We start from the raw sequence: 1,499 nt of genomic DNA on the forward strand, positions 1-1,499 counted from the left end.
GGCTGGACTACCTCGAGGTGGCCACGGCGGCGGTGGTGCTCGACACCATGGACGCCGGCGGGATCGACCTGGCGATCCTCGACGGCGAGGCCGCCCCCACCGGCGGACTGGGCCTGGCCAAGCAGCTGCGCGACGAGCTCGACCACACCCCCCCGATCCTCGTGCTGATCGGGCGCGCGGACGACCGCTGGCTGGCCGACTGGTCCCGGGCCGACGCGTCGGTCTCGCACCCGATCGATCCGCTACGTCTGCGGGACACGGTCACCTCGCTCCTCGCGCCGACCTGAGCTCCCGCCGCCACAGACCGCCGAAAGGCGGTCTGCCGAAACCCCAGACACTCGTCAAAGCAATGTGAGTAGAGTCACAGTCGATGGTCGGGACACCCCGATCTGACAGGGAGACGGCGGGCCGTGACCCCACCACAGCCGGTCGCCGGCGATCCCATGCGGTTGCAGGAGAAGTGTGCCCACAGGTGCCTTCTCGAGGAACACGCGAGGAGTGACGCGATGAACGAGTACGTGCCGATCCTGGCCCTCGGGGCCGTCGCCGTCGCCTTTGCCGTCTTCTCCTCCCTGGTCTCCTCGCTGGCCGGTCCGAGCCGGTTCAACAGGGCGAAGCTCGAGGCCTACGAGTGCGGCATCCAGCCCACCCCGCAGCCCGTCGGCGGCGGACGGTTCCCGGTGAAGTACTACCTCACCGCGATGCTGTTCATCATCTTCGGCATCGAGATCCTCTTCCTCTACCCGTGGGCCGTCCACTTCGACAACCTCGGGTTGTTCGGGCTGGCCGCGATGGCCCTGTTCGTCTTCAACGTCTCCGTCGCCTACGCCTACGAGTGGCGTCGGGGCGGACTGAGCTGGGACTGACCGGAACCGGGAGGAGGAGACAATCATGGGACTGGAAGAGAAACTGCCGAGCGGGTTCCTGCTGACCACGGTCGAGCAACTCGCGGGCTACATGCGCAAGGGGTCGCTCTGGCCCGCCACCTTCGGACTGGCGTGCTGCGCGATCGAGATGATGGCCACCAGTGGCGGCCGCTACGACCTGGCCCGGTTCGGGACAGAGGTGTTCCGGGCCTCGCCCCGCCAGGCCGACCTGATGATCGTCGCCGGCCGGGTCAGCCAGAAGATGGCCCCGGTCCTGCGCCAGGTGTACGACCAGATGGCCGAGCCCAAGTGGGTGCTGGCGATGGGCGTGTGCGCGTCCTCGGGCGGGATGTTCAACAACTACGCGATAGTCCAGGGCGTCGACCACGTCGTCCCCGTGGACATCTACCTGCCCGGATGCCCTCCCCGCCCCGAGATGCTCATGCACGCGATCATCACCCTGCACGACAAGATCCAGCACATGCCCCTCGGCGCCAACCGGGCCGAGGCCGTCCGCGCGGCGGAGCAGGCGGCCCTCGACCAGCGCCCGCTCATCCCCGTCGAGGGGATGTTCCCGTGACCGGCCGCCCGACCTCCGACGCCCCTGACGGCCGCGACCGGAACCCCGAGGCC

At 68.9% G+C, this 1,499-nt stretch carries 3 protein-coding genes; all 3 read left to right on the forward strand.

Going from position 1 to position 1,499, the window contains the following annotated elements; all coding sequences use genetic code 11:
* The coding region (locus G6027_RS11700) for a hypothetical protein (protein ID WP_182637334.1) at positions 1-287 on the forward strand (287 nt) is incomplete at its 5' end.
* Between the two features lie 219 nt (positions 288-506).
* Entirely contained in the window at positions 507-866 is a 360-nt protein-coding gene (locus G6027_RS11705) for an NADH-quinone oxidoreductase subunit A (protein ID WP_107747987.1), read from the forward strand.
* 25 nt (positions 867-891) lie between these two features.
* A complete protein-coding gene (locus tag G6027_RS11710) occupies positions 892-1,446 on the forward strand; it encodes an NADH-quinone oxidoreductase subunit B (RefSeq protein WP_182637335.1) in 555 nt (184 codons plus the stop codon).
* The last annotated feature ends 53 nt before the right edge of the window (positions 1,447-1,499 follow it).

Origin of the sequence: Dietzia sp. SLG310A2-38A2 (assembly GCF_014145095.1) — a bacterium.
In the GTDB taxonomy this organism is placed as follows: Bacteria; Actinomycetota; Actinomycetes; order Mycobacteriales; family Mycobacteriaceae; genus Dietzia.

Coding starts and splice junctions, on each gene's coding strand:
- G6027_RS11705 (WP_107747987.1), top strand. CDS start 507: ATGAACGAGTACGTGCCGATCCTGGCCCTCGGGGCCGTCGCCGTCGCC.
- G6027_RS11710 (WP_182637335.1), top strand. CDS start 892: ATGGGACTGGAAGAGAAACTGCCGAGCGGGTTCCTGCTGACCACGGTC.